Origin of the sequence: Endozoicomonas euniceicola, from assembly GCF_025562755.1 — a bacterium.
Classification (GTDB): Bacteria; Pseudomonadota; Gammaproteobacteria; order Pseudomonadales; family Endozoicomonadaceae; genus Endozoicomonas_A; species Endozoicomonas_A euniceicola.
On the sequence record NZ_CP103300.1, the window covers coordinates 1,543,000 to 1,566,869 of the forward strand.

At 48.4% G+C, this 23,870-nt stretch carries 21 protein-coding genes; 14 read left to right on the forward strand and 7 right to left on the reverse strand.

Features of this window, described 5'->3' with window-relative positions; translation table 11 throughout:
* Nucleotides 1–118 precede the first annotated feature (118 nt).
* A complete protein-coding gene (locus NX720_RS05940) occupies nucleotides 119–1,873 on the forward strand; it encodes a hypothetical protein (protein WP_262600046.1) in 1,755 nt (584 codons plus the stop codon).
* Nucleotides 1,874–2,020: 147 nt separating this feature from the next.
* On the opposite strand, the gene NX720_RS05945 is transcribed toward NX720_RS05940, so the two are convergent.
* On the reverse strand, nucleotides 2,021–2,506 hold the full coding sequence (locus NX720_RS05945) for a YajQ family cyclic di-GMP-binding protein (RefSeq protein WP_262600047.1): 486 nt from the start codon (nucleotides 2,504–2,506) through the stop codon (nucleotides 2,021–2,023).
* Nucleotides 2,507–2,635: 129 nt separating this feature from the next.
* Nucleotides 2,636–2,848, reverse strand: coding sequence for a dodecin (locus NX720_RS05950; protein WP_262600049.1), 213 nt, complete (start codon nucleotides 2,846–2,848; stop codon nucleotides 2,636–2,638).
* A gap of 141 nt (nucleotides 2,849–2,989) precedes the next feature.
* Here NX720_RS05950 and NX720_RS05955 point away from each other — a divergent pair, with 141 nt between their 5' ends.
* The 7 genes from NX720_RS05955 (at nucleotide 2,990) to NX720_RS05985 (ending at nucleotide 11,715) form a co-directional block, all read left to right on the forward strand.
* Nucleotides 2,990–3,913 carry a ketopantoate reductase family protein gene (locus NX720_RS05955; protein ID WP_262600050.1) on the forward strand — a complete coding sequence of 308 codons (924 nt, stop codon included), beginning with the start codon at nucleotides 2,990–2,992 and terminating at the stop codon, nucleotides 3,911–3,913.
* A 68-nt stretch (nucleotides 3,914–3,981) separates the two neighbouring features.
* On the forward strand, nucleotides 3,982–5,685 hold the full coding sequence (locus tag NX720_RS05960; protein ID WP_262600051.1) for a HAMP domain-containing sensor histidine kinase: 1,704 nt from the start codon (nucleotides 3,982–3,984) through the stop codon (nucleotides 5,683–5,685).
* Nucleotides 5,686–5,740: 55 nt separating this feature from the next.
* Nucleotides 5,741–6,601, forward strand: coding sequence for a carboxylating nicotinate-nucleotide diphosphorylase (nadC, locus tag NX720_RS05965; protein WP_262600052.1), 861 nt, complete (start codon nucleotides 5,741–5,743; stop codon nucleotides 6,599–6,601).
* Nucleotides 6,602–6,658: 57 nt separating this feature from the next.
* Nucleotides 6,659–7,675 carry a UDP-glucose 4-epimerase GalE gene (gene galE, locus NX720_RS05970; protein ID WP_262600054.1) on the forward strand — a complete coding sequence of 339 codons (1,017 nt, stop codon included), beginning with the start codon at nucleotides 6,659–6,661 and terminating at the stop codon, nucleotides 7,673–7,675.
* Nucleotides 7,676–7,813: 138 nt separating this feature from the next.
* A complete protein-coding gene (locus NX720_RS05975) occupies nucleotides 7,814–8,467 on the forward strand; it encodes a hypothetical protein (protein ID WP_262600056.1) in 654 nt (217 codons plus the stop codon).
* 31 nt (nucleotides 8,468–8,498) lie between these two features.
* On the forward strand, nucleotides 8,499–10,226 hold the full coding sequence (locus tag NX720_RS05980; RefSeq protein ID WP_262600057.1) for a helix-hairpin-helix domain-containing protein: 1,728 nt from the start codon (nucleotides 8,499–8,501) through the stop codon (nucleotides 10,224–10,226).
* A gap of 208 nt (nucleotides 10,227–10,434) precedes the next feature.
* The gene (locus tag NX720_RS05985; protein ID WP_262600059.1) at nucleotides 10,435–11,715 is read left to right on the forward strand and encodes an AAA family ATPase; all 1,281 of its coding nucleotides are present in this window, start codon (nucleotides 10,435–10,437) and stop codon (nucleotides 11,713–11,715) included.
* A 202-nt stretch (nucleotides 11,716–11,917) separates the two neighbouring features.
* Here the strand turns inward: NX720_RS05985 and NX720_RS05990 are convergent, their stop codons facing one another.
* Nucleotides 11,918–12,388: a pilin gene (locus tag NX720_RS05990; protein WP_404831052.1), complete on the reverse strand. Its 471-nt coding sequence runs from the start codon at nucleotides 12,386–12,388 to the stop codon at nucleotides 11,918–11,920.
* A 343-nt stretch (nucleotides 12,389–12,731) separates the two neighbouring features.
* Between NX720_RS05990 and NX720_RS06000 the strand changes: the two genes are divergently transcribed.
* Nucleotides 12,732–13,112, forward strand: a complete 381-nt coding sequence (locus NX720_RS06000; RefSeq protein ID WP_262600060.1) for a hypothetical protein — start codon at nucleotides 12,732–12,734, stop codon at nucleotides 13,110–13,112.
* A gap of 19 nt (nucleotides 13,113–13,131) precedes the next feature.
* Here NX720_RS06000 and NX720_RS06005 read toward each other — a convergent pair whose 3' ends face one another.
* From NX720_RS06005 to NX720_RS06015, 3 genes are all read right to left on the reverse strand, one after another.
* Nucleotides 13,132–13,590 carry a YcgN family cysteine cluster protein gene (locus NX720_RS06005; RefSeq protein WP_262600062.1) on the reverse strand — a complete coding sequence of 153 codons (459 nt, stop codon included), beginning with the start codon at nucleotides 13,588–13,590 and terminating at the stop codon, nucleotides 13,132–13,134.
* 68 nt (nucleotides 13,591–13,658) lie between these two features.
* A complete protein-coding gene (locus NX720_RS06010; protein ID WP_262600063.1) occupies nucleotides 13,659–15,266 on the reverse strand; it encodes an amidohydrolase family protein in 1,608 nt (535 codons plus the stop codon).
* Nucleotides 15,267–15,364: 98 nt separating this feature from the next.
* Nucleotides 15,365–16,126, reverse strand: coding sequence for an enoyl-CoA hydratase (locus tag NX720_RS06015; RefSeq protein WP_262600064.1), 762 nt, complete (start codon nucleotides 16,124–16,126; stop codon nucleotides 15,365–15,367).
* A 384-nt stretch (nucleotides 16,127–16,510) separates the two neighbouring features.
* Between NX720_RS06015 and NX720_RS06020 the strand changes: the two genes are divergently transcribed.
* The 5 genes from NX720_RS06020 (at nucleotide 16,511) to leuS (ending at nucleotide 23,217) form a co-directional block, all read left to right on the forward strand.
* Entirely contained in the window at nucleotides 16,511–17,599 is a 1,089-nt protein-coding gene (locus tag NX720_RS06020; protein WP_262600065.1) for a glycerol dehydrogenase, read from the forward strand.
* 57 nt (nucleotides 17,600–17,656) lie between these two features.
* The gene (locus tag NX720_RS06025; RefSeq protein WP_262600066.1) at nucleotides 17,657–18,016 is read left to right on the forward strand and encodes an SCP2 sterol-binding domain-containing protein; all 360 of its coding nucleotides are present in this window, start codon (nucleotides 17,657–17,659) and stop codon (nucleotides 18,014–18,016) included.
* Nucleotides 18,017–18,241: 225 nt separating this feature from the next.
* Entirely contained in the window at nucleotides 18,242–19,333 is a 1,092-nt protein-coding gene (locus NX720_RS06030) for a hypothetical protein (protein ID WP_262600067.1), read from the forward strand.
* Between the two features lie 143 nt (nucleotides 19,334–19,476).
* Nucleotides 19,477–20,526: a hypothetical protein gene (locus tag NX720_RS06035; protein WP_262600069.1), complete on the forward strand. Its 1,050-nt coding sequence runs from the start codon at nucleotides 19,477–19,479 to the stop codon at nucleotides 20,524–20,526.
* A 90-nt stretch (nucleotides 20,527–20,616) separates the two neighbouring features.
* Nucleotides 20,617–23,217 (forward strand): leucine--tRNA ligase, encoded by a 2,601-nt coding sequence (leuS, locus tag NX720_RS06040; protein WP_262601536.1) that lies wholly within the window; start codon nucleotides 20,617–20,619, stop codon nucleotides 23,215–23,217.
* 56 nt (nucleotides 23,218–23,273) lie between these two features.
* On the opposite strand, the gene NX720_RS06045 is transcribed toward leuS, so the two are convergent.
* Complete coding sequence (locus NX720_RS06045; RefSeq protein WP_262600071.1) at nucleotides 23,274–23,678, reverse strand: response regulator; 405 nt, start codon at nucleotides 23,676–23,678, stop codon at nucleotides 23,274–23,276.
* Between the last annotated feature and the right edge of the window lie 192 nt (nucleotides 23,679–23,870).

Consider the following 23,870-nt stretch of genomic DNA (forward strand, 5'->3'; position numbering starts at 1 on the left):
TTAATCAACAAGAGAAATCACCATGCGAACAGGCGTCACTTGTCTTTTGTTCTTAGTTTTTTCTTTATTTTCCAGAACCCTCTTAGCCGGAAATTTACAAAACCCACTCCCTCCTTTCATGGGAAATCTTCCTCAAAAAATGAATGGAAATTATTTACCTACCTGGCAAATGCCGATGTATTCAAAACTGCTTCATAATGATATTGATATGTTGGCCAACGAAAATCAGACTGAGAAACACATTGACGAATTTGATGATGATCTGGGTTTCCGTTTTGGAGCAGACCCCGAAGAGGAAACTGACGCCCCACTTCGCCAGAATCTCCCCGAAGATGAGAATGAATATAAGTTAGTTCAATTAGAATGGAATGGAATACTAAAAAAATACGTCGTTGTCGTAACAAACTTCCTGCCGATGACTCTGAAAACAGAGGGTAAAGCTCCTGTTTATGACAGGCTTGATTTTGAAGAAGACCTTGAGTTTGCAGAGCCAGATACAAAGTCCATTTGCGTTTCCCTGCCCGTAAGGTCATCCTCTGAAAATAGTTATCCCGTGAGGCGAAATGGTGAAACCGACGATGACGAAAGTTCTGATGGTTCATCAAGTTCCGAAGATTCAGAAGATTCAGACAACAATGCCTCCTGGGACATAATTCCTTCTACGAATAGCTGTGATTCGAGTAACTCGGAATATCGTTTAAAAACCGTGCCGGTAATATCGAATGATGACGCCCGCACCTTTTTACTAATAGGCCCCAGCGACTGCCTCAACTCATGCAATCTGACAGAGCAGGGAGCAAGAGAACTGCAGGCTGACAACCCTGAACTATTTGCAACAACAGAAGTGGCTATTGCAGCCTTTCAGACATTAAAACAGAATGATTTTAACGAAACCACGCACACCCTGGAATATCAGGCAGTAGCAAATTTAATTTTAAAGTACCAGGATGTACCAACTGCTGAGCTGATGAGGAGTTTTCCCGAACAATTTCAGACAATAGAAGATACCAGGGAAGCTATTTATGATTTCAAACGTAAAATAAATACTGAAAACCAGAACCCGTCAGAGTCGGAAAAAGCTCTGGCAGCATTTGTTTCAGATCAAAGACAGAATTCTGTTTTACAACAAATTTTTTCCGGCACGACTTCCGATAACCTGGAAGAAATTTTTACTGATCTGATGGATAGTCGATCTTTTTTCCAATATGTTGCCCGCGCTCTCTTTATTCACTTAGAACCAGAAGAAGATGATAGTAAACTACTGATCATTTGTAACAGAGATGCTGGGGGCATGGGAAGGTTAACGTTAAATGGAGCAACCGAACTACAAGAAAAATATCCTGAGCTTTTTCCGACAGCTGATTTTGCTCTTTCGGTTTTTGATGAACTATTTGCTGCAGAAGCTCCTGATACCATGGATGTTGACACTCTTCAATACCAAGCCATTGCAGAACTTGCTAAAAAGCATATCAGTAGAGGTCGTATAGGTTATTTTATCTTTGATGAAGAAAAACACAGGGGAGAACTTTATATTGAGGAAATTCCATACGAAATGTTTAGTAGTCGCTGTTTAGGTTTTGGTATATATGATGGAAGTTTTTTTATATCAAAAGCAAGTAGAGACAAATATAAGAATTACTGTTTTTCAACAAAAAACATGTTACACTTTAAAAAATTTGTTAACAACCCTGAAACAGACTCCGACTATAAAATAGAAACAATAAAGCTCCTTTTCCCACCTGATGATAAGGACGTTACGCAGGAAGCCTTTCATAAAAACATAGACTTATTGATAGGGAATTCTTATAAACGCACACAAGCTTCTTTCAATGAACATTCTAATAAGCGCGGAAAGAAGGATAACCCTCGCTAATATAAGTCCTCAATAATAGCACCACTGATTGTGGTCGATAGACCATTTCTTATTGAGAAAAGAGTTGAGGAAAGATTTGAAAAACCTTTCCTCAATAATAGCTTCAGGTTTTATTGAAGCTACGAGAATTGTAAAGAAAACTGTAAATTAATCTCGGAAGTTATTGTACTGCAGCGGCATTTCGGTATCAGCTTCCCGCAGCATGGCAATCACCTGTTGCAGGTCATCCCGTTTTTTACCCGTTACACGAACCTGCTCACCCTGAATAGCAGGCTGAACCTTGAGTTTGGCATCCTTGATCATTTTCACAATCTTTTTAGCCTGCTCCTTATCCAGTCCCTGGCGAACAGTCACTTCCTGTTTGACTTGCTTGCCAGAACCATAATGATCCTTTACTTCCAGGCATTTAACGTCGATGCCTCGTTTAACCATTTTGGTTTTCAGCATTTCCAGCATTTGTACCAGCTGGAAATCCGCGTCAGAAGCCATCACGATCTGGGTGTCACCACTTTGTTCAAAGCTGGCATCAACACCACGGAAATCATAACGGGTGGTCAGTTCGCGGTTAGCCTGGTCTACTGAGTTGCTGAGTTCGTGCAGATCCACTTCAGAAACAATATCAAATGAAGGCATGAAAAATTCCACATAAAAAAGGAGTAATGCCATATTGTCCGGGAACGCTTTCTCCAGAGCAAGAGTTCGTAGCAAGCCCCGGCATCACCAGGGCTGTTTTTCACCAGAACGATTTACCTGAATGTTGACCTACTCTTTATCGTTCAGCCTGAATCCAATTCGTACCGTCACCTGAAAGTGACCAATCTCACCGTCGTTAATATGCCCTCTGTGCTCCACCACTTCATACCAGTTGAGGTTTTTCAAACTGACGCTAGCTGTCGCTATGGCATTACGAATAGCGTCGTCACTACTCAGGGTTGAGCTGCCGACAACTTCAAGAATTTTATAAACATGACTCATAGTCCAGATACCTCAGGTGTTAAAAACATCAGGCAAGTATAGTCATGGAATTAAAGTACTAACGTTCAGAAAAAGCGCTGAAACCTTGTGTTAAACTATTGCCCCTTAACCCACTGTCTGATCTGACCCTGTAAATAAACGATGTCATCACACCCCTGGTATATCCTTGGCGCCGGAAGTATCGGCTGTCTCTGGGCTGCAAATATCCATCAAACCACTGGCAACTCTCCTGTTATGATTGTCCGTAACAGAGAACGTTATGTAGATAGAAAGGTGGACAAAAAACCAGTACTGACCCTGACTCATCTGGACAAAACAGAATCACAACACCCGGTCAGTGTGATCACCGCCGATGAGATAACCACACCCATCCACCAGCTTATTGTCTGCACCAAAGCAGGCGATACACTAACCGCTATGAATTCCATCCGGCCTGCGCTGGCAGAGCATTGCAATGTACTGCTCCTGCAAAATGGTATGGGCAGTCAGGAGACGGTTGCAGAAGCCTTTCCTGCGCAAAACATCTGGATCGGCTCAACCACGGACGGTGCCTGGATCAGTAAACCGCTCCATGTTCATCATGCCGGACAGGGGCTGACAGAAATTGGTTGTTTTAACCATCAGCCGGCCACAGTGTTTCTCCGCCAGTTTCAGGGCTTTCACCTGAAGATGAGCGCCAGTAAAGATATTGGCAATGTTTTATGGCAAAAGCTGGCCGTCAACTGTGCCATCAATGGTTTAACCGCCCTTTTTGACTGCCAGAATGGCGCTTTACTGGAATACGACAAAAAGCCACTCATGGATGAACTGATTAATGAGTTCACCCATATCAGCAAAGCACAGGGCCGGACAACACCAGAGTCCCTGCACGAAAAAGTATACAAAGTTTGTCGTTTAACAGCGGCTAACCACTCTTCAACCTGTATGGATGCACGTCTGCGACGCAAAACAGAACTGGCTTTTATGAACGGTTACCTGATCAGGATCGCTGAAAAAGAAGGCCTGAAGCTGCCTGCCCACCAGAAATTGATGGATAAACTCTCACAAAAAGGCGTTCGCTGGTAAATTTGTCACGACCGTACAAATAAGATAGTTTGCTTGTTATCGGGGCCACCAAAAATACGACAAAGCCCATGCAAGCATTGTATGCCTACTTCTCAAAACTGACCGTCAGTAGCAAGCTACTCCACCTGTTGATTGGCATCGCCCTGTCCCTGGGGCTGATTGCCAGCGGCGCCTTTATGGTATCGGCCTATTTGCTTTCCCGGCATGACCTTGCCCCAAACAGTGTTATGGGGGTTGCCGGAATGGTCATTGTGGTCAGTTTCCTGCTGATCACACTAACCATCACCCATTATGTTCGTCATTTTATTACTAAACCGATCCTGCACCTGACTCGTATCACGGGCAGGGTTTCAAAGCATGAAGATTACCGTATCCGCGCCAGAGTCTTTCACCATGACGAAATAGGCACATTATCACAGGCATTTAACGTTATGCTGTCCCGAATCGCCACCAGAGATCAGCAGCTGAAGGAAGAAAAAGAGTATGAACGACAACTGTTGACAGAAATGCAACGCAACAATCAAGAGTTGGAACACGAAATAAAAGTGCGCCAGAAGGCGGAGCGCAAACTGAAGCAGTTTCAGGAATACCTCAACAACATTATCAACTCCATGCCGTCGGCGTTGATCACGGTAGATCATCAACTGGTTATACAACAGTCTAACTCCGAAGCGGCTCGTCTCGCAGAAAACAGCCACCATCCCGTAGTCGGTCAGAAAATGGTCAATGCGTTACCCTTTCTTGAGCATTGCCAGCAGCAAATTGAAACAACGCTAAAAGAGCAAAGTACCCAGAGGATAGAAAAGCTTCCCGTAATTATTGCCGGTAACGATAGTTATCTGGATTTAATTATTTATCCACTGTCTGGTGATGAACATCCGGAAGCGGTTATCCGTATAGACGACATTACTCAACGGCTTAAGCTGGAAGAAGTGATGGTACAGACCGAAAAGATGATGACCGTTGGCGGGCTGGCCGCCGGTATGGCTCATGAAATCAATAACCCTCTGGGAGCAGTGATTCAGGGTGCCCAGAACATACGTCGCAGAATTTCCACAGACCTTCCCGCCAACCAGCACAGCGCTCAGCAGCACCGTGTAGACCTGAATGAGCTGAATGCCTATCTGGAAGACCGGGGGATCAATCGTTTCCTTGATAACATTCATGACGCAGGCCTGAGAGCTTCGGAGATTGTCAGAAATATGCTGAAGTTCAGTCGTCAGGCGGAGCCGGTTTTATCCTCTGCCAACCTGAAAGAGTTACTGGAAAAGACTGTCGATATCGCTGGCTCAGACCTGAGCTGGCAATCTGAGTTTGATTTTATGCAGATTCAGGTGAACTACGATTTTGATCCGACGTTAGAAGACGTTCCCTGTATCGCCTGCGAGTTGCAACAGGTGCTGCTGAACCTTCTGAAAAATGCCGCCCACGCTATTAACCAGCGCCAGACTAAAACCGAACCGGGGAGAATTCGTATCAAAACCCGTCATATAAATGATCAGGCTGTCATCGCTCTCTCGGACAACGGTTGCGGCATCAGCGACAGTGTCAGAAAGCGCATCTTCGAACCGTTCTTCACCACTAAGGATGTTGGGGTCGGTACCGGGCTGGGACTGTCTGTCTCCTATTTCATCATCACAACCCATCATCAGGGCAGCCTGACAGTGGATTCAGTCGTGAACCGGGGCAGTGAATTCACCATCCGCCTGCCACTGGAACGGCAAATAACACGACCCTCTTCCAGTAAACGTCTCAGTGAGGTGTCCCTTTAATAATATTCCCTTATAATGCGGCGCACTTTTTTAAGAAGATCCAAAAGCGATCCCGATGAAAACGCCTGAACTGAAAGACACCGTTACCATCAATGTCCAACACGCCCTGAATGAAGATATTGGCACCGGGGATATTACCGCCGCTTTGATTCCTGAACAGCAACAGGCCATTGCCCGTCTGATTTGCCGGGAGCAGGCTGTGATTTGTGGTCGCCCATGGTTTGATGAAGTGTTCAGGCAGATCGACCCTGATGTCACCATTGAATGGCATATTGAAGAAGGCGAACAGGTAGCTGCCGATCAGTTGCTGGTCACTCTTACCGGTTCTGCCCGCAGCCTGCTGACCGGTGAACGTGCCGCCATGAATTTCCTGCAAACCTTGTCCGGCACAGCCACTCGCTGCCAACATTATCTGAACCTGGTAGAAGGCACATCCGTCAAACTGCTGGATACCCGCAAAACCCTTCCGGGACTGCGTCTGGCACAAAAGTACGCTGTTGTTCAGGGCGGCTGTCATAATCACCGTACCGGCCTGTTTGATGCGTTCCTGATCAAAGAAAATCATATTGCTGCCTGTGGCGGTATTCGTCAGTCGGTAGCAGCCGCCAAAGCTACGGCTCCGGGTAAGCCCGTCGAGGTAGAAGTAGAAAACCTTGATGAGTTTCACCAGGCGCGTGATGCCGGAGCTGACCGCATTATGCTGGATAACTTTTCTCTCGACCTGTTACGAGAGACCGTTGAACTGAATAAAACGCTGTTGGGCAATCGCCCTGAACTGGAAGCGTCTGGCAATATCACTGAAGTGACTCTGCCTCAGGTTGCAGCCACCGGTGTGGATTTCATTTCCATTGGTGCCCTCACCAAACATTGTCAGGCTCTCGACCTGTCCATGCGACTGACCGAAACCGCTGGCTGACTACATTTATAAACAAGATCACGTCATCATGATGACAACCTTTCGGAGTGACCCATTATGAGTAAAATTCTGGTAACAGGCGGGGCAGGCTATATCGGTAGCCACACCTGTCTCGAACTTCTTAACGACAACTACGATATTGTTGTACTGGATAACCTGACCAATAGCAGTGAAGAGTCCCTGCGTCGGGTTCAGGAGATCACCGGCAAAAGCCTGACCTTCGTTAATGGGGATATCCGTGACCGCAACCTGCTGAACCAGTTGTTCAGCAAACATGATTTCGAGGCGGTTATCCACTTCGCCGGGCTGAAAGCCGTGGGCGAATCCTGTGAAATTCCTCTCGATTACTACGACAACAATGTTTACGGCACCGTGGTTCTTTGCGAAGCCATGAAAGCCGCCAATGTAAAGCGTATTGTCTTCAGCTCTTCCGCCACGGTTTATGGCGACCCGGCCAGTCTCCCGATTATGGAAGACTTCCCGTTGTCAGCCACCAACCCTTATGGCCGCTCCAAACTCATGGTGGAAGATATTCTGCGTGACCTGTACCTGTCTGATAACGAGTGGAGCATTGCCCTGTTGCGCTATTTCAACCCGGTTGGCGCTCACCCGTCCGGTATGATTGGTGAAGACCCTAACGATATCCCCAACAACCTGATGCCTTATGTATCACAGGTTGCTATTGGCAAGCTGGAAAAACTGCGGGTCTTTGGTAACGACTACCCGACTCACGACGGCACCGGTGTACGTGATTATATTCATGTGGTTGACCTGTCTGTCGGGCATGTCCGTGCCATTGAAAAGCTGCGCACCACCAAAGGAGCCACTGCCTGGAACCTGGGCGTGGGTAAAGGCTACAGCGTACTGGATATGGTGGCCGCTTTTGAGAAGGCTTCAGGTAAAGCCGTACCTTATGACATCACCGATCGTCGTGCCGGCGATATTGCCGCCTGTTACGCCAACCCGGACAAAGCCCTGAACGAGCTGGGCTGGAAAGCTGAGAAAGTACTGGAAGATATGGTCAGCGACGCCTGGCGCTGGCAGTCTCAGAATCCGGACGGTTATCCTTCCTGATCCATTCTGCAACACAGGTTAGGCCGAGCGATAAAGCTCGTCCCAACCTGCAAGTTATCCTCCCCCCGACCGATACATTAACAACATCATAAATGAAAAGTCATACGGCAGATTTCTACGACGGAAGGAAAGCATTCGATGACTGACAATGTTAATGGCGCAGCCCGCACCTCCGGAAACTGGTTTACACAGGCTTCCTCAAAAGCAACCAAAGCCCTGAAAGGCTTCCTGCATTTTGGCAGTGTCAGGAAAACCTCCGGCAAAAGTCCTGTTAAGGATGCCAGAATTGAGTACGACAAACCTGAACCCACCCCGGTACATTCAAGAAGCATTCGACAGGCAAAGGCTTCAGAGCTGGCTTCGATACGAGCACCTGTAACGCCCCGTAATAGCCCCAAGGCAAAAACGCCAACCCTCCCTTTGCTGAAAGCTGATCCTGTTCAGGAGCAGATTTACAATGCCGAGGTTAAATTGATGGCACTGAATGAGAGCCGGGCCACTCTTAACGATGCCGTCAGCCGGGCAACAGCTCTTAAAGAAAAAACGTGGACGCAGTTTAACGCGATCAGTATAAAGGCAGGGCTAAGCCCTAAAAGCGCCCTGGGCTCTATGAAATTTACCGCAGCAAGAAACCGCTTTTTTAAAGCCGTACAGCTAGAAAGAACCACTAAAAAAGCCCTGCAAAATCTGGACATACAGATCAAAAAACAGGAAATCGCCGTCGAAAGGCTTCGTGCAGCCGAAGACAGGCAGGCTGAGCGGGAGTTAAAGCAATTACTGGCTGGCGGATAATAAAACAGCAACACCAACGGATGTGGCCGTCATGCAACGTTTTTCACCGTTATTGCTCATTCCTTTAATAGCGCCCTTTGTAGCACGAGCCAGCTGCCCTGAATGGTCCGAACAGGAGGCGCGTCAGAAGCTTGAACAGCTTAACCAGGAAATCCAGCACCACAACCAGCTCTATTTCGTGCTGCAGAGGCCGGTATTATCCGACCACGAGTTTGATGCGCTGGCTAAACGTCTGCAAAGCCTGTCGGAATGTTTTCCGGACATTCAACTGAACACCAACACTTCTGAACGGCTGGAGTCTGGCAACCCTTCTAATAGCCCTGTCAGTCATGTCTATCCCATGGGCAGCCTTCACAAGGCCGAGTCCGAAAAAGACATTAATGAGTTTCTACAACAGGTTTACAGTGACAGCAACCACTCCGGCGTAATCCTGCAACCCAAAATTGACGGCATAGCCGTTGAGTTGGTTTACCGTCACGGCAAACTGGAATCAGCCTCTACCCGTGGCAACGGCAAAATGGGCAGGAACATTCTGGCGAAGATAAAAACCATTCCCACCATTCCGGAAGAACTGCCTGCCACCGACTCCAACATCGTCTTACATGGCGAACTGTTTGTCCGCCTTGATCTCTGGAATGAAAAGACTCACAACAAGAGTCGCTACTCCAGCGCCCGTCATTTTGTGGCTGGGATCATTCATAGCAATACCCCGGAACTCAGTGCGCTGGAAGTGCTGGATTTTTTCCCGTGGCGGCTATGGCAGCCAACACCGGCCAGATCCGAATCTGAAGCGGTTAACCAGCTCTATACGTTGGGCTTTGATCTTCCTGCGCAATTTACCGAACCCGTAAAAAACCTTGAAGCAGTCATCAGAAAACGTGAGCAACTGCAACAGCAGGCAAACCGTTTACCCTTTTTACTGGACGGCATCGTGCTAAAAGCCAATAACACTGCTCAACAGCAGGCAATGGGTTCAACAACCCATGCACCAAACTGGGCGCTGGCATGGAAATTTCCTCCTGACGTGGCGGTCACTACCGTCCGGGATATTGAGTTCAAGGTGGGAAGAACCGGAACTATCACGCCAGTGCTGGTATTTGAGCCGGTTGAGATAAACGAACGAACCATCTCCAGAGTGTCTATGGGTAGTCTGGCTAACCTGCAAAATAGAGACATTGCCATTGGCGACCAGATTTCTATTGCCCTGAAAGGCTCTGCTACGCCAACCTTCAATAAGGTAGTGCTAAGGGATTCACAGCGAAAACATCCGGTTCTGCCAGATTCAGAGCAATACAGCTCATTTACCTGCCTGTCTCTGGTGCCGGGTTGCAAAGAACAGTTTACTGCCCGGATTCAATGGCTCAATAAGCGGCTGGATTTGCCGGGGCTGGATGAGCCTGTTATCCACAATCTGGTCAACAGCGGTCAATTAAAGACGCTGGCTGACATTTTAACCCTCAGCAGAGAGCAACTGCACGAAGCGGGTTGCAGCCGGGAACAGAGCGGTTATTTTCGTTCTGCCGTTGACCAGGCTGGCTCGCTGCCTTTCGAACAACAGATTCGGGCACTGGGCATTCCGGATATTGGCAAGTCCCGCTCCGCAAAACTGGGAAAAGCGTTTTCTGACTGGGACAGTCTGCATCAGGCAAAGGATGAACAGCTTCAGGCGATAGCAGACGTTGGGGAAGAAACCATTCATCAGCTCAGGCGTTATTTACAGAAACCGGAAAACCGGGCGTTGATTAAAATACTTAAATAACTGAACAGTAGCTAACCACCTTCCACTTCTTTTTTTATAGTCGTGAAAGACTTCAACAACCTGTACTTGGTAAAATTCATTTTGGTATGCGAAATGAAGGGGTGTGACGCCGCAGGCCAGCAGGTGTCTGTTTTTATTTTCACAGCAATTTTTCACAGGAAGAGCAGGGATAAAACAACCTGTCACCGAACAGTAGGCGGAAAACCTTATGATAAAACAAATCCGGGTAGAAAACTGGAAGAGCTTTAAAGACTCGACCCTTTATATCGATCCCCTCACGGTTTTGATTGGAACCAATGCCAGTGGCAAATCTAATGTTCTGGATGCGTTGCTGTTTTTAAATCGCAGTGCGTCTGGCATGCCTTTGAGCATTATTTTACAGGGAGACAGCAATGTTCCGGGGTTGCGTGGGAGTACTGACTGGGTTTGTCGTTCCGGAACAAAGCAATTCGCTCTGGAGGTAACGGTTTCAGGAGGCAGTGAGCTCAGCGAGTTTATTTATCGACTGGAGGTCTCTGTTGAAGGAACTCCCCGGATTGCATCTGAAAGCTTGAGACGGGTAAAGTATCGCCCTAGGGCTCAAACGGTTTCTTCTGATATTTTTCTCATCAGAACCGATGATTGTGCGCCTGATGCGCCTGCTATCACCGCCCACCTCTATAACAGGAAACAAGGTAAACCCAGACCTTCCGCCCGGCAAACAACCATTCTGAGCCAGCTGTATCCGGAAGCTTTTTCGCAGACCCTCAGGAAAGATATTGTCGAAGGTGTCGAGACAATCACCGCTGCACTCAAAAGTATTTTTATTCTGGACCCTATTCCTTCCCATATGAGGAACTATGTCCCACTGTCCAAAGAACTGGATAGTGATGCCGCTAATATCGCCGGGGTTATTGCCGCTCTTGATGAGGCGCAGAAACAACAGATTGAAGAGACCCTGACAAAGCACGTCAGCCTGCTGCCGGAGAAGGATATTGGCCGGATTTATGCGGAAGCTGTAGGTCGTTTCAATACAGACGCTATGTTGTATTGTGATGAATTGTGGGGCGATCAAAAAATCTCGGTGGATGCCAGGGGGATGTCGGATGGAACCCTGCGATTCCTGGCTATTCTGGTCGCCCTGCTGACTCGCCCGGAGCAGAGTCTTCTGGTTGTCGAGGAGATTGATAATGGACTACATCCTTCTCGCTCCAATGTTCTCCTGAATGTATTGCGGTCTATTGGTGAGCAGCGTCATATTGATATTCTGGTAACGACACATAATCCGGCATTACTGGATCGTCTGGGGCTGGAAATGACGCCCTTTATTACCATTAGTCACCGTGATAATACACTTGGACACAGTCGCCTGACTCTTCTGGAAGACCTTTCAAAACTCCCCAAATTGTTGGCCTCTGGTCCTGTTGGCACGCTTTCCAGCCAGGGAAAGCTTGAAAAAGCACTTCAACAGGAACAGCAATCAGGGGAGGCAGCCAGTAATGAGCAGTAAAGTCATTATGCCAGTACCAGCACCATTGAGGTGGAAATTCTGACGGGAGACCAGGGACTGAAAAGCTACCAACCTGCCCGGGAGGCACCTAAACCGAGAAGGCGGCGCTGACAGGCTTTCTGCCTTTTAAACAACAGCTACAAGGCAGGCAATAAAAAAGGCTGGAAAACCAGCCTTTTTTATTGCTCTTTCAAATAGCCAATTAAGGTGTAGGCAATGTTCTACCAAAATCAGGATGCCCTGTTACTTCAGGGTTAGAACATAAGTCAGCTGTATCAGCAGTAGCCGTAGTGCAAGTCAAACGCCAAATAGTACCAGTATCATCTGGTGTAAGCGTTAGGGTAGAGCCAGCATAGGAACCACCAGGGGTTACAGTAATTACACCGCTAGCTGCAACGGAAGTAACTGTATTATTCGGAGCAGCCGGAATGCCATTGTTGCCAGCAGTACATCCCAGGATTGCATTAGTTTGCGCACAAATACCAACAGCGGTCTTATACTGATTCGCTTCCGTCAAAGACGCATTCACAGTCGCATTGCGGGTATAGTTCTGATACTGCGGAATCGCCACCGCAGCCAGAATACCGATGATCGCCACAACGATCATCAATTCGATAAGGGTAAAACCCTTGTTAACAGACATCCTTGTCTTCATTTTCTCATCCTCGATCATTGAGTGTCATCAGCTAACCACTGAAAGCAGTGCCTGCTGAATGTTTCGGCTCGATTAATTCGACCTTTAATTAAGGGTAGTCACCCTGTTGCCTTTTTGGGATTATTCCAGTGCATCAAAGAAAAAGACTTCCCCGGTCTGCATATCCAGCGTATTGCCTGCTTCGTGGAAACCCCTTCTGATAGCAGACCACCAAGCGCTTACTGAGTCAATTTTTCAGCTAACTGTTTCGCCGTTTTGTCCGATACGCCTGATTAATGGCAGGAGGCATATTATGGGTATTAAACAGCGGGTTATGACAGGCAACCGAAAACGCTCGCTTCTTTCGCGCTGCATGACAGTGATGCTGATTTTTACCGCCGGGTTAATGACTGCTGCCATCAGCTTTCAGTATTTCTATCAGCAGGAAGTCAATGACTATTTTGCCGACGGCATAGCCAGGGAAGATAGTCTGATGATTCAGATGGACCGACATGTGCTCACCGCCACCGGCAATAAAAAGGACCATTTTCTACCGCTACTGGACAATGAGCTGGGGGCTTATCAGTCTCATCGGTTTATTGGCTGGAATACGGATGGCAGGGTTCGGCACAGTCACGAGAGTCTGCCTTTTGTGCTTTTGTATAAAGTCAGTTATGAGAAGAAGACGACAAAAGAGTTTTTCTATTACAAGGGCTTTTTAGATCCTGACCTTACTGCAAGAAAAGTCAGAATCTCCGAATAAGTCACTGTCGCCGGACAATTCAGCCCGTACAAATAATATAATCGTGCCACTGTGTTACCGGCACATCGTCTTCCGACACAAACCCTTTACCCCGCACTGAAAATCCAGCGTCGTGTACTGACTCAGGGTTTCCTGTTACCAGCGGATGCCAGTCCGGCAGACTATAACCATCATAGAGCAAACGATAGGCGCAGCTGTCGGGCAGCCACTTCAGGTGCTCGTGCAGGGTTTTAGGAGTGAACTTAATGCAGTCCGGTACATGCTTGCGACGGTGCTTGTAGTTTTTGCATAAGCCGCTGTCCAGGTCCAGCAGTTTGCAGGCGACGGCAACGGTCAGAATATTATCGTCTTCATCCACCAGCTTGTTCAGGCAGCAACGTCCACAACCGTCGCATATGGATTCCCATTCCTGAGGGGTCATTTCATCAAGGTTTTTTTGCAGCCAGAAAGGCTGTTTTGAGTCACAGGCTGATTTCATCACACCATCCCCGCAGGGAAAAAAAGGTGCGCTACTTTACCTCGGCCTGCCGGGAAAAAGAACCCGTATCACACACTGCTGGAAACGCTTTCTGCCGAAATCAGTTGCGAGTTCCTCAGCATGCACTTGCCTCCAATATACACCTGCTCAATACCATCAGGTTGAGCGTCATAACCGGCAAAGTCGGTCAAGTCCATCAAACTCTTCCAGTTAAACACGGTGATATCGGCTCGTTTACCTTTCAGCAGATAACCCCGGTCCCGCACGCCAGCACGATCAGCCACGGCGCCGGTCATTTTGCGCACGCAGTGCTCCATGGACAGTACGCCGCTATTACGGGCGATTTGCAGGAACCTGGGAAACGCCGCCGCAGCTGAAGGATTATGCACACCGGAAAGCGGTTCAGGCACAGCTCCGGACCCCAGCAATGAATACGCACTCCCCATCAACTGTCGTACCATGCCGACACCATAACGCTCGTAAACCATAACCCGAGCCTGACCATTACTCTTGCTTAAAATATCCAGCAGCGTATTAAAGTGATTCTGACCTGTTGCATTGGCAATAGCATCCAGACGCTCGCCTTCATACTTTTCATACTTGTCAGAAACAGACGACACAAGCCTAATATCATTATAACTGAACCCGGACAAAGTAAAGTTCGTGCCCAGCGCCAGTTTTAACCGGTATCGTTGCAGACTGGATTCCAGATTCCGCTGCCAATCCCCCACAAACCACTGGGGCAGCAGGTTAATCAGCATTGTCATTGCAACACTGTGGGGTGAAATATCAAACTGAATATCCACACCGAGTTCACTGGCCTGATAAATACTGTCGAGAGCTGAGTCAAAGGTGTGCCAGGTTCTGTCCCCGGGAAATGCAAGGTGTGAGCACTGGAGCTTTACCCCGGTCTGACGAGCCAGCATCACCATTTCATCAATAGCTTTCAGATTGTGTCGCCCCAGGGAAACCGGTGAATAATAACCCGACTGCGCCATCTGGGTCCGGGCGGTCACCCGTAACAGCCTGTCGTATCGCTGGGCAAGCTGAGCCACTGCCAGCAACTCTTCTTTTGTGGCAAACATTCCGGGACGCTCACCTAACCCTATGGATAGTCCCGCTGCACCATCCTGAAGCGATTCTTCCAGCAAACCCAGCAACTGCTGTTGCTCTTTTCCATTCAGGGGTCGATTGTCATAACCCGCAATGGATAAACGACAGCTACCATGTCCTGCCATGGGAATTAGCTGATGGTGAATGTCCGGGCTGAGATGATGATGAAACTGCCGCAATCCACCTGAAGGTTGCTCGATCTGTCCAATATCAAAGGGGGGGTGATTCAATAATGACTGGTTGAGGCTGTTAGCTGCAATCGCAAATGGGCTATAGCCTCCCTGCCCGGTAACAAAGCTGGTGACGCCCTGCCGGGTAAAGCCATCAAAATAAGTCGCACCGCCAAAACCGGCATAAAAATCCATGTTTGAGTTGATATCAATAAAGCCCGGCACCACAACAAGACCCTGACAGTTGACCCTGGGGGTACTGCCAACTGAATCTGTGATGCCCCGGCGTACCTGTTGAATCACGCCGTTCTCAATCAGCAGCTCACCCTGATAGGCGTCCTGGCCGGTGCCGTCGCAAATCATTCCACCGGTAAGAATAAAACGATCCGACATAACGCTCTCCGTGCGATTTTTTATTGTTCTCTATACCCTACCCCATGCAATGCTCTGGATAAAACACCCGTCGTCTTTTAATTTGACGGTTTTACCTGTCACCTGTTCTCAAAAAATGCCTGCATAATGTCCAGTGCCTCTTTTGAACGCAGCTGTTTGGCAAATATCATCCCTTCTTCGCCAATACGGTGTTCCACCGGATCGTATTCACGTTTTTTCAGCAGCCTGCGAGTTAACCGTAATGCTTCCCTTGGTTGCTGAGCCAACTTGTTAACCTGTTCCACTGCCCTTTGCGTAACAGCATCACCATCGGGCAGGGCTTGATTGGCAATGCCGTAGCTCGCGGCTTTTTGTCCATCGAAAAAATCGCCCAGCATGAGCAGTTCGGCGGCTCTCTGATGACCCATGATATTAGGCAGAAGTACGCTGGATGCCGCTTCCGGCACCAGCCCAAGGTTCACAAAAGGCAGACGACAGCGGGTGTTTTCACCGATATAGACCAGATCACAGTGCAGCAGCATGGTAATACCAATGCCCACGGCCACACCATTGACCGCAGCCACCAATGGTTTTTCAAAATCAATCAGCTGCCGGAGAAACAACATGACCGGCGCATTATTGCCCAGCTCAGACTGCATAAAATCAGCCAGATCATTGCCTGCCGTAAAGCAGTCGTTACTGCCGGTCACCAGCACAGCGTACACCGACTCTTCAGCTGCCGCGTAAGCCAGCGCCGAGGTTATGGCTTTGTACATGTCGCCACTCAGGGCGTTCTTTTTCTCAGCCCGGTTAAGCGTGATGGTTAAAACACGTTCTTGCTGCTTCAGCAGAACATGGTCAGATTGGAATACGCCTTCCACTTTATTCACCTTATTATATTTTTAGTGTCGTATGCCTGAGGTCTGAAAATCATACTAGAGCCGGGGCTAATAGTCAGCCATGCAAAACCTTCAAAATCAACGTCAAACAGTATCGAAGCGAATAATCAGTCAAATAAGAACGACTGCCGTATGTAATCATGGGAATTATGCTGTAATATTGAGCACCATAAATCTAACGAAACACCTTATGTTCACCTTTGTCACGACCTATAAGGTAGAGCTATAAGCAACTCTATAAACGACACTAAATAGGCGTTTATAGCCGTACAGGATGCTCTTCGCCTGCACGGGAATAATTAAGTACTGCCTGTGTGATTTTTGACATTCATCCGTAGTTTTTGAGCTGAAATTAAGGAGTCAACCATGGATAAGATTATCATTGCTCCCGGAAAATATATTCAGGGTGCAGGTGTTCTTGCCAGGATTTCTGATTACGTGAAAAACTTTGGCGGCAAGCCTGTGGCTATTGCCGACGATTTTGTCACAGGGCTGGTTGGAGGTAGTGTCAGTAGCAGCTTTTCAGCTAACAACTGTAAGCTGGTTTTTGAAACATTCAATGGTGAGTGCTCCCGGCAGGAAATCGAGCGTCTGCAGGGTGTCTGCCAGTCAGCCGGTGCAGATGTGCTTTTGGGTATAGGTGGCGGCAAAGTACTCGATACTGCCAAAGCTGTTGCCTATTACTGCAAGCTCCCTGTGGTTGTGGTGCCAACCATAGCATCCACCGATGCGCCAACCAGCGCATTGTCTGTTATTTACACGCCGGAAGGTGAGTTCAGCGAATATTTACTGCTGCCCAAAAACCCGGACATGGTCATGGTTGATACGCAGATTGTTGCTAATGCCCCTTCCCGTTTGCTGGTTTCCGGTATGGGCGATGCACTGTCCACCTGGTTTGAAGCCCGGGCAAATGTGGCAGCATCCCGGAACGCGACCATGGCGGGCGGGGCTCCTACCCTGGCAGCACAGACTCTGGCCAGACTTTGTTACGAAACACTACGGACAGATGGCCTGAAAGCTAAGCTGGCCGTCGAAAACGGTGTTTGCACCCAAGCCGTTGAGAATATTATTGAAGCTAATACCCTGCTTAGTGGTCTCGGTTTTGAATCCAGCGGGATAGCCGGAGCCCACGCTATCCATAACGGCCTGACCCGGTTGGAAGAAACTCACTCTATGCAGCATGGAGAGAAGGTAGCATTCGGTACCCTGACTCAGCTGGTTCTGGAAAATGCACCGCTGCCTGAAATTCAGGAAGTCATTGATTTCTGTCGTTCAGTTGGGTTGCCTACCTGTCTGGCCGACCTGGGAGTGACGGACGTAACGAGAGAAAAACTGATGCCGGTGGCGGAAGCAGCCAGTGCAGAAGGCGAAACCATTCATAACTTGCCTTTTGAAGTGACTGCAGAAGCGGTTCTGGCGGCTTTGTTAACTGCTGACAAGCTGGGCTCTCGATAATTTAACAGGCTACTGGTAACTCTGCTCAAGAGCAGAAACAAATGTCCCCGGCATTTTATGGAAATGTCAGGGGGCGACAATAACAACAACGGAGAAATAGTAATGGCAGATATGAAGCAAGTCCTCAGCGACCTGTCCGGGCGTTTTGATACCGATGCAGCCGCTGGGCTCAACGTTGTCTTCCAGTTCGATATCACTGATGGTGATCCATTTCATATCGACGTAAACGACGGTACTTTTGCCATCGTTGAAGGCACCAGCGATAACCCTGGCGTCAGCCTGATTGCTGACACCGACACCTTTGTCGGCATCATGACCGGCGAAGTGAATGGCATGCAGGCCTTTATGACCGGCAAGCTACGCACCGAAGGCAATATGATGCTGGCCAGCAAACTGGGCGAGCTGTTCAAACAGTAGAATCGCCCACTACTTCCAGCTCATCACAACAGAACTCTCTCAGTCAGTCATGTGACTGCTGCTCATGGCTGATTGAGTGCCTCCTTTGGACTCCCGCCGCATGCCTCCCAAAAAACAGTTATCGCTAACAGAGTGTGTCCTCCCATAAACTGAACTACCTTTTACTGGAGTTTTCGAATCCACAATCAGGTTTGGCAAAACGTTCAGACAGACGGGCTCAGTTCAATGAACAGGTTATTTTACGCACTGCTCTTAACGGCTGTATTCTCGAGTACCTCAACAAACACTCATGCGGATGTTGTTCACCAGCTTGCCGGAATGGACACCACAGGAAATGCGGTCGTTATAGAATATGCAAAAAATAAGCACTGGGAAGTCGTTTTTGAAGGCCTTCTTGATCACTGCTCAATAGAGGCCTCTGATCAATCAAACCGTCCGGTTCCAAATACTTTTCATCAACCGCTGGGCAATGGGCAGTTTGCCTTTGCCTGCCCTAATGGTTATGTAATCATTGCTGAAAATGGCAAACCAGCTGTCCCCATCGAGCTTCCCACCAGAAAATGGCGCTGGATTGGCACAGAAACCAGATACCCGGTTTACTTACTATTCAGCAGGGTATTTAACAACGCTTTTAAAAAAAACTGGCTGTTTGTCGCACAGGGCCGCTACCTGTTCATCATTGATCTGGATACCAGAGATCTGTTTTATGAAAATAACTGGTCAGGCTATTTTGGCTTAGGCTATTTTGGCTTAGGCTATTTTGGCTTAGGCTCTTTTGGCTTAGGCTCTTTTGGCTTAGGCTATTTCGCCTTTTTCCGCTCCTTCGGCTTAGGCTATTCGTTCCTGGAGGCAGGTCGCAATGAAACGATAGACAGTCTGGATATTTACAAGGATAAACTGGGGACTTTTAATTTACTCGCATCCATGGAGCTCCCCATAGGCATCGGACCCAGATCAGCCCACTGCTTTGCAGTCCTGCCTTTACGCGACGGCACCCCGGACAATGCGTGGCGCTATATTACCCTGCCTTCCAAAAGCGAAGAACCGAAAGACATTTTGGAGTATTACTCTATCAAATTTAAGTGTGACGCCAATCGGCTACCTTTTGAAAGCAAAACGTTCCTTGCCTTCAATGCCTATAACTGGCCAGCTCAACTACCTGACCCACCAGCTCTTAGCAGCCTGACCGGTACAACCATACAACCTCAGCTGGATCATTATCACTCCTATATCGCCTTTGAAAAATCACCTGACAATACCGATTACAGCGTTCGCAAGCGCACAAAAGAAAATGCTTTTAGCAGGGAGGAGCTGTAAAGAAAGCTGTCCCGGGTGATTTCACTGAGGCGTCCTGAAAAACTCATTACAAAAACTTGCTAATGAACCAATTGAGCTATCCTGCTGTGAGCTTCAGTACTGCAAACTGTGCTGTCTAATATACAAACTCAAGGGTTTGCTTTATGGAACGATTATTCAAAACACTATTTTTTTCTACCGTTATCCTGAGTGCCTCAACAAACGTTAAGGCACGCCTCGTTCACCAGCTGGCTACAGTAGACGATAATGGGAATGCCGTTGTCATTGAATACTCAAACCGTTCATGGACAGGTGTCTTTAATGGCGCTCTTGATGACTGTCCAATAGAAAAGCCTGGGAAATCAGGCCACCCCAGGCCCAAAATTTTTCAAGATTTGGACGACGGTGAGTTTGCTTTCGCCTGCTCTAATGGTCATATATACATTGGCAGAAGTGGTCAATCCATTAAGCCTGTCCAGCTTCCCACCCGTTGGTGGAGCTGGTTTAATACTGATGATTTTCAATTTCATTATAAACTCCCATTTCTCGCTACAATAAAACCATGGCAACCATCTCCTGCCTACTTCGCTTTCCACACTGAATTTAAAAAGGCTTTTGGAAAAAACTGGCTATTCGTTATGCAAAAAGGCTATCTCTTTATCATTGATATTGATAGAAAGGAGATTGTTAACTTTAATCAGGGAGTCATCCTTCATAGCTACTTTCTGTCAATAGGTAAAGAGCGGGAAAATATTGACAAGACCAAGCCGATGACCGGGTTTGATATCTACAAGGATGAACAGGGTGACTTTAATTTAGCAATAGCTTTTGAACAAAAATCACCCTCCAGCAAGACTCGAAAATCAACCAGTATTATGAAACTGTCTCTTGCCGGGGGGATACCTGGCAGCGAGTGGATAAATATTCCAAACGAAGCCAAAGAGCATAACCCTATGCCGCACACCTCTGAAGAATTCAAATGCGCTATAGGCAGGCTTTCAACAGTTCGAAAAGAGTACGCTGTTCCCAACACCTGCCATTACCCCTTAGGCCTGCCTCACCCTCCACCTCCAAACAAGCTGGAAGTACCAGGTATTCAGATTAAGCAGGATGTCTACCACTCCTACGCACCATATGAGAAGGAGTCATTTGCTGGCATGAAAATACATTCTCTCAGGACAAGCCCGTCCGCTTCTGGCAGGGAAGAGCTGTAAAGAATGCTATCCCAAGCGGTTTCACTGAGGTATCCTTGGCCGTTTCAACCCAATACCTGATTCTCGATAGAGCTATTTATTAGAGCTATGATGGAAGAGCATTACCACCCGCATCAGATCGAAACTGATGCCCAGTCTTACTGGGAAAAAAACAACAGCTTTGCTGTTACCGAGGACGAAGGAAAGGAGAAATACTACTGCCTTTCCATGTTCCCATACCCCAGTGGTCGACTACACATGGGGCACGTTCGCAACTACACCATTGGTGACGTGATTTCCCGCTATCAACGCATGCAGGGCAAAAATGTCATGCAACCTATGGGTTGGGATGCCTTCGGCCTGCCCGCGGAAAACGCAGCCATCAAGAACAAGACCGCACCCGCCCCATGGACTTACGAAAACATTGAGTACATGAAAGGCCAGCTGAAGCGTCTGGGCTTTGGTTACGACTGGAACCGCGAACTGGCAACCTGTCAGCCGGATTACTACAAGTGGGAACAGTGGTTCTTCACCAAACTGTATGAAAAAGGTTTGGTGTACAAAAAAATGTCCAACGTTAACTGGTGCCCGAACGACGCGACCGTACTGGCCAACGAGCAAGTAGAGGACGGACGCTGCTGGCGTTGTGACACTCTGGTAGAACGCAAAGAGCTGCCACAGTGGTTTATCAAAATCACTGACTACGCCGACGAACTGCTGGCTGACCTGGACAAGCTGGAAGAGTGGCCGGAACAGGTTAAAGCGATGCAGCGTAACTGGATTGGCCGTTCTGAAGGTGTGCAGATGACCTTCAGGCTCGCTAACCCTATAGCTGACGCGCCGGAAGACATCCAGATTTACACCACCCGCCCGGACACCGTGATGGGCATTACTTACGTGGCTGTTGCCGCAGAGCACCCACTGGCCAAAGCCGCAGCTGCCAACAATGAAAAACTGGCTGCATTCATTGATGAGTGCAAGAGCAACGGTGTCACTGAAGCCGAAATGGCGACCATGGAAAAAATGGGCGTTGATACCGGCCTGCGTGCTATTCACCCGATCACAGGCCGTGAAGTACCGGTCTGGGCAGCCAACTTCGTACTGATGGATTACGGCACTGGCGCGGTGATGTCAGTTCCGGGTCATGACCAGCGCGACTATGAGTTCGCCCAACGCTTTGGCCTACCCATTGAACAGGTTATCGAACCTCTGAACGCTGATGAAAAGTGCGACCTGACCAAAGCCGCTTACACCGAAAAAGGCAGGCTGGTGAACTCTGGTGAGTTCGACGGACTGACCTTTAAAGACGCTTTCAACGCTATCTGCGACAAGCTCGTTGCAGAAGGCAAAGGTGAAAAGCAGGTAAACTACCGCCTGCGTGACTGGGGTGTAAGCCGTCAGCGTTACTGGGGTGCGCCAATCCCAATGAAGTACCTGGAAGACGGTACTGAAATTCCAGTCCCCCTGGAAGAACTGCCGGTTCTACTGCCGGAAGACGTGGAAATGGACGGTGTTCAGTCTCCTATCAAGGCTGATCCTGAGTGGGCAAAAACCACTCATAACGGTGCAGCGGCAACACTGGAAACCGACACCTTCGACACCTTTATGGAGTCCAGCTGGTACTACGCCCGTTACTGTTCTCCACAGTCCGATGGTCAGATGCTGGATCCGGCCGCTGCCAACTACTGGCTGCCGGTTGACCAGTACATCGGTGGTATTGAGCATGCAGTGATGCACCTGCTGTACTCCCGCTTCTTCCACAAGCTGCTGCGTGACGCTGGCCTGGTCGACAGTGATGAACCTTTCAAGCGTCTGCTGTGTCAGGGTATGGTTCTGGCAGACACGTTCTACAAGCTGGACGAAAAAGGCGTTAAGCACTGGATCGCGCCGACTGACGTTGATATGGAGTTCGACGACAAAGGTCGTCTGATAAAAGCGACGCTGAAAGAGACGGGCGAAACCGTTGAACACGCGGGCATGAGCAAGATGTCCAAGTCCAAGAACAACGGTATTGATCCGCAGGAGATGATCAACCAGTACGGTGCCGACACCATCCGTCTGTACACCATGTTTGCTGCGCCACCGGAGCAGACTCTGGAATGGTCTGAAAGCGCTGTAGAAGGCGCTCACCGTTTCCTGCGCCGTTTCTGGAAACAGGTGGCTGATCATACAGCTGGCGGTAAAGCTCCGACTCTGGTTCTGAATGCTCTGACCAAAAAGCAGAAAGACCTGCGTCGCAAGACCCACGAAACCATCAGGAAGGTATCTGATGACTGCGCCCGCCGCCTGACCTTCAATACCGCCATTGCTGCCATCATGGAACTGAACAACGCCCTGAGCAAGTTCAAAGACAGCAGCGACCAGGGTCGTGCCGTTGTACGTGAAGCGCTGGAAGCCACCACCCTAATGCTGGCTCCGATTGCACCACACGCCATGCACAGCATCTGGCAGTCACTGGGTCATACGGAAGCCGTCATTGGTGCCAGCTGGCCAGTGGTGGATGAATCGGCCCTGAAGAAAGACGCCATCACCATGGTGATTCAGGTCAACGGCAAGGTTCGTGCCAAACTGGAAGTGCCTGCGGGTATGGCTAAGGACGATGTTGAAAAACTGGCTCTGGCACAGGAAAACGTCACCAAGTTTACCGATGGCAAAACCATCCGCAAGGTGATTGTAGTGCCGGGCAAGCTGGTGAATATTGTCGCTAATTAATTGACCAGCCAATCATCGACAGATGACTCTGAAAGACCGGCTTTCTGCCGGTCTTTTCAGGAAAGGTAATCAACCAGCGTCTGATAAAGCAAATCCCGGTCAATCGGCTTGGTAAGGTAATCATCCATGCCTCGTTCCAGGGCTTTCTTTTTTAACTCATGAATGGCATGGGCGCTGAGCCCGATAATCAACTTCCGATCTAAACCCGCTTCCTCTTCGAACTGTCTGATGGCAGCGGTTGTATCGTAGCCGTCCAGTACAGGCATTTCACAATCCATTAACACCAATTGCCAGCGTTCATGGTTTTGCTGGTAACTGTCCAGAGCGATTTGCCCGTTTTCAGCAAACTCCGCCACGATACCGACTTTCTTTAACAGCTTTTTCATTACCATCTGATTAGCAGGGTTGTCTTCTGCCACCAGAATCTCTTTACCGTTAAGAATTGACTGATAGTCATCCAAGGCGCTCACCCTACTTATTCGCTACAGGTTTATAAATCATCGGTTGCCGGAGGAAAAAACTTACCTTCAATCTTCTGAAACTATTGCCTCATGACAAAAAGCCGACTCTTTTACGGTAACCCATGAAAACCATCATCTGCCGGTAAAAAAGTCAGCAATTGCCTTAATCAATGGCTGGAAAGTCCGAAATAC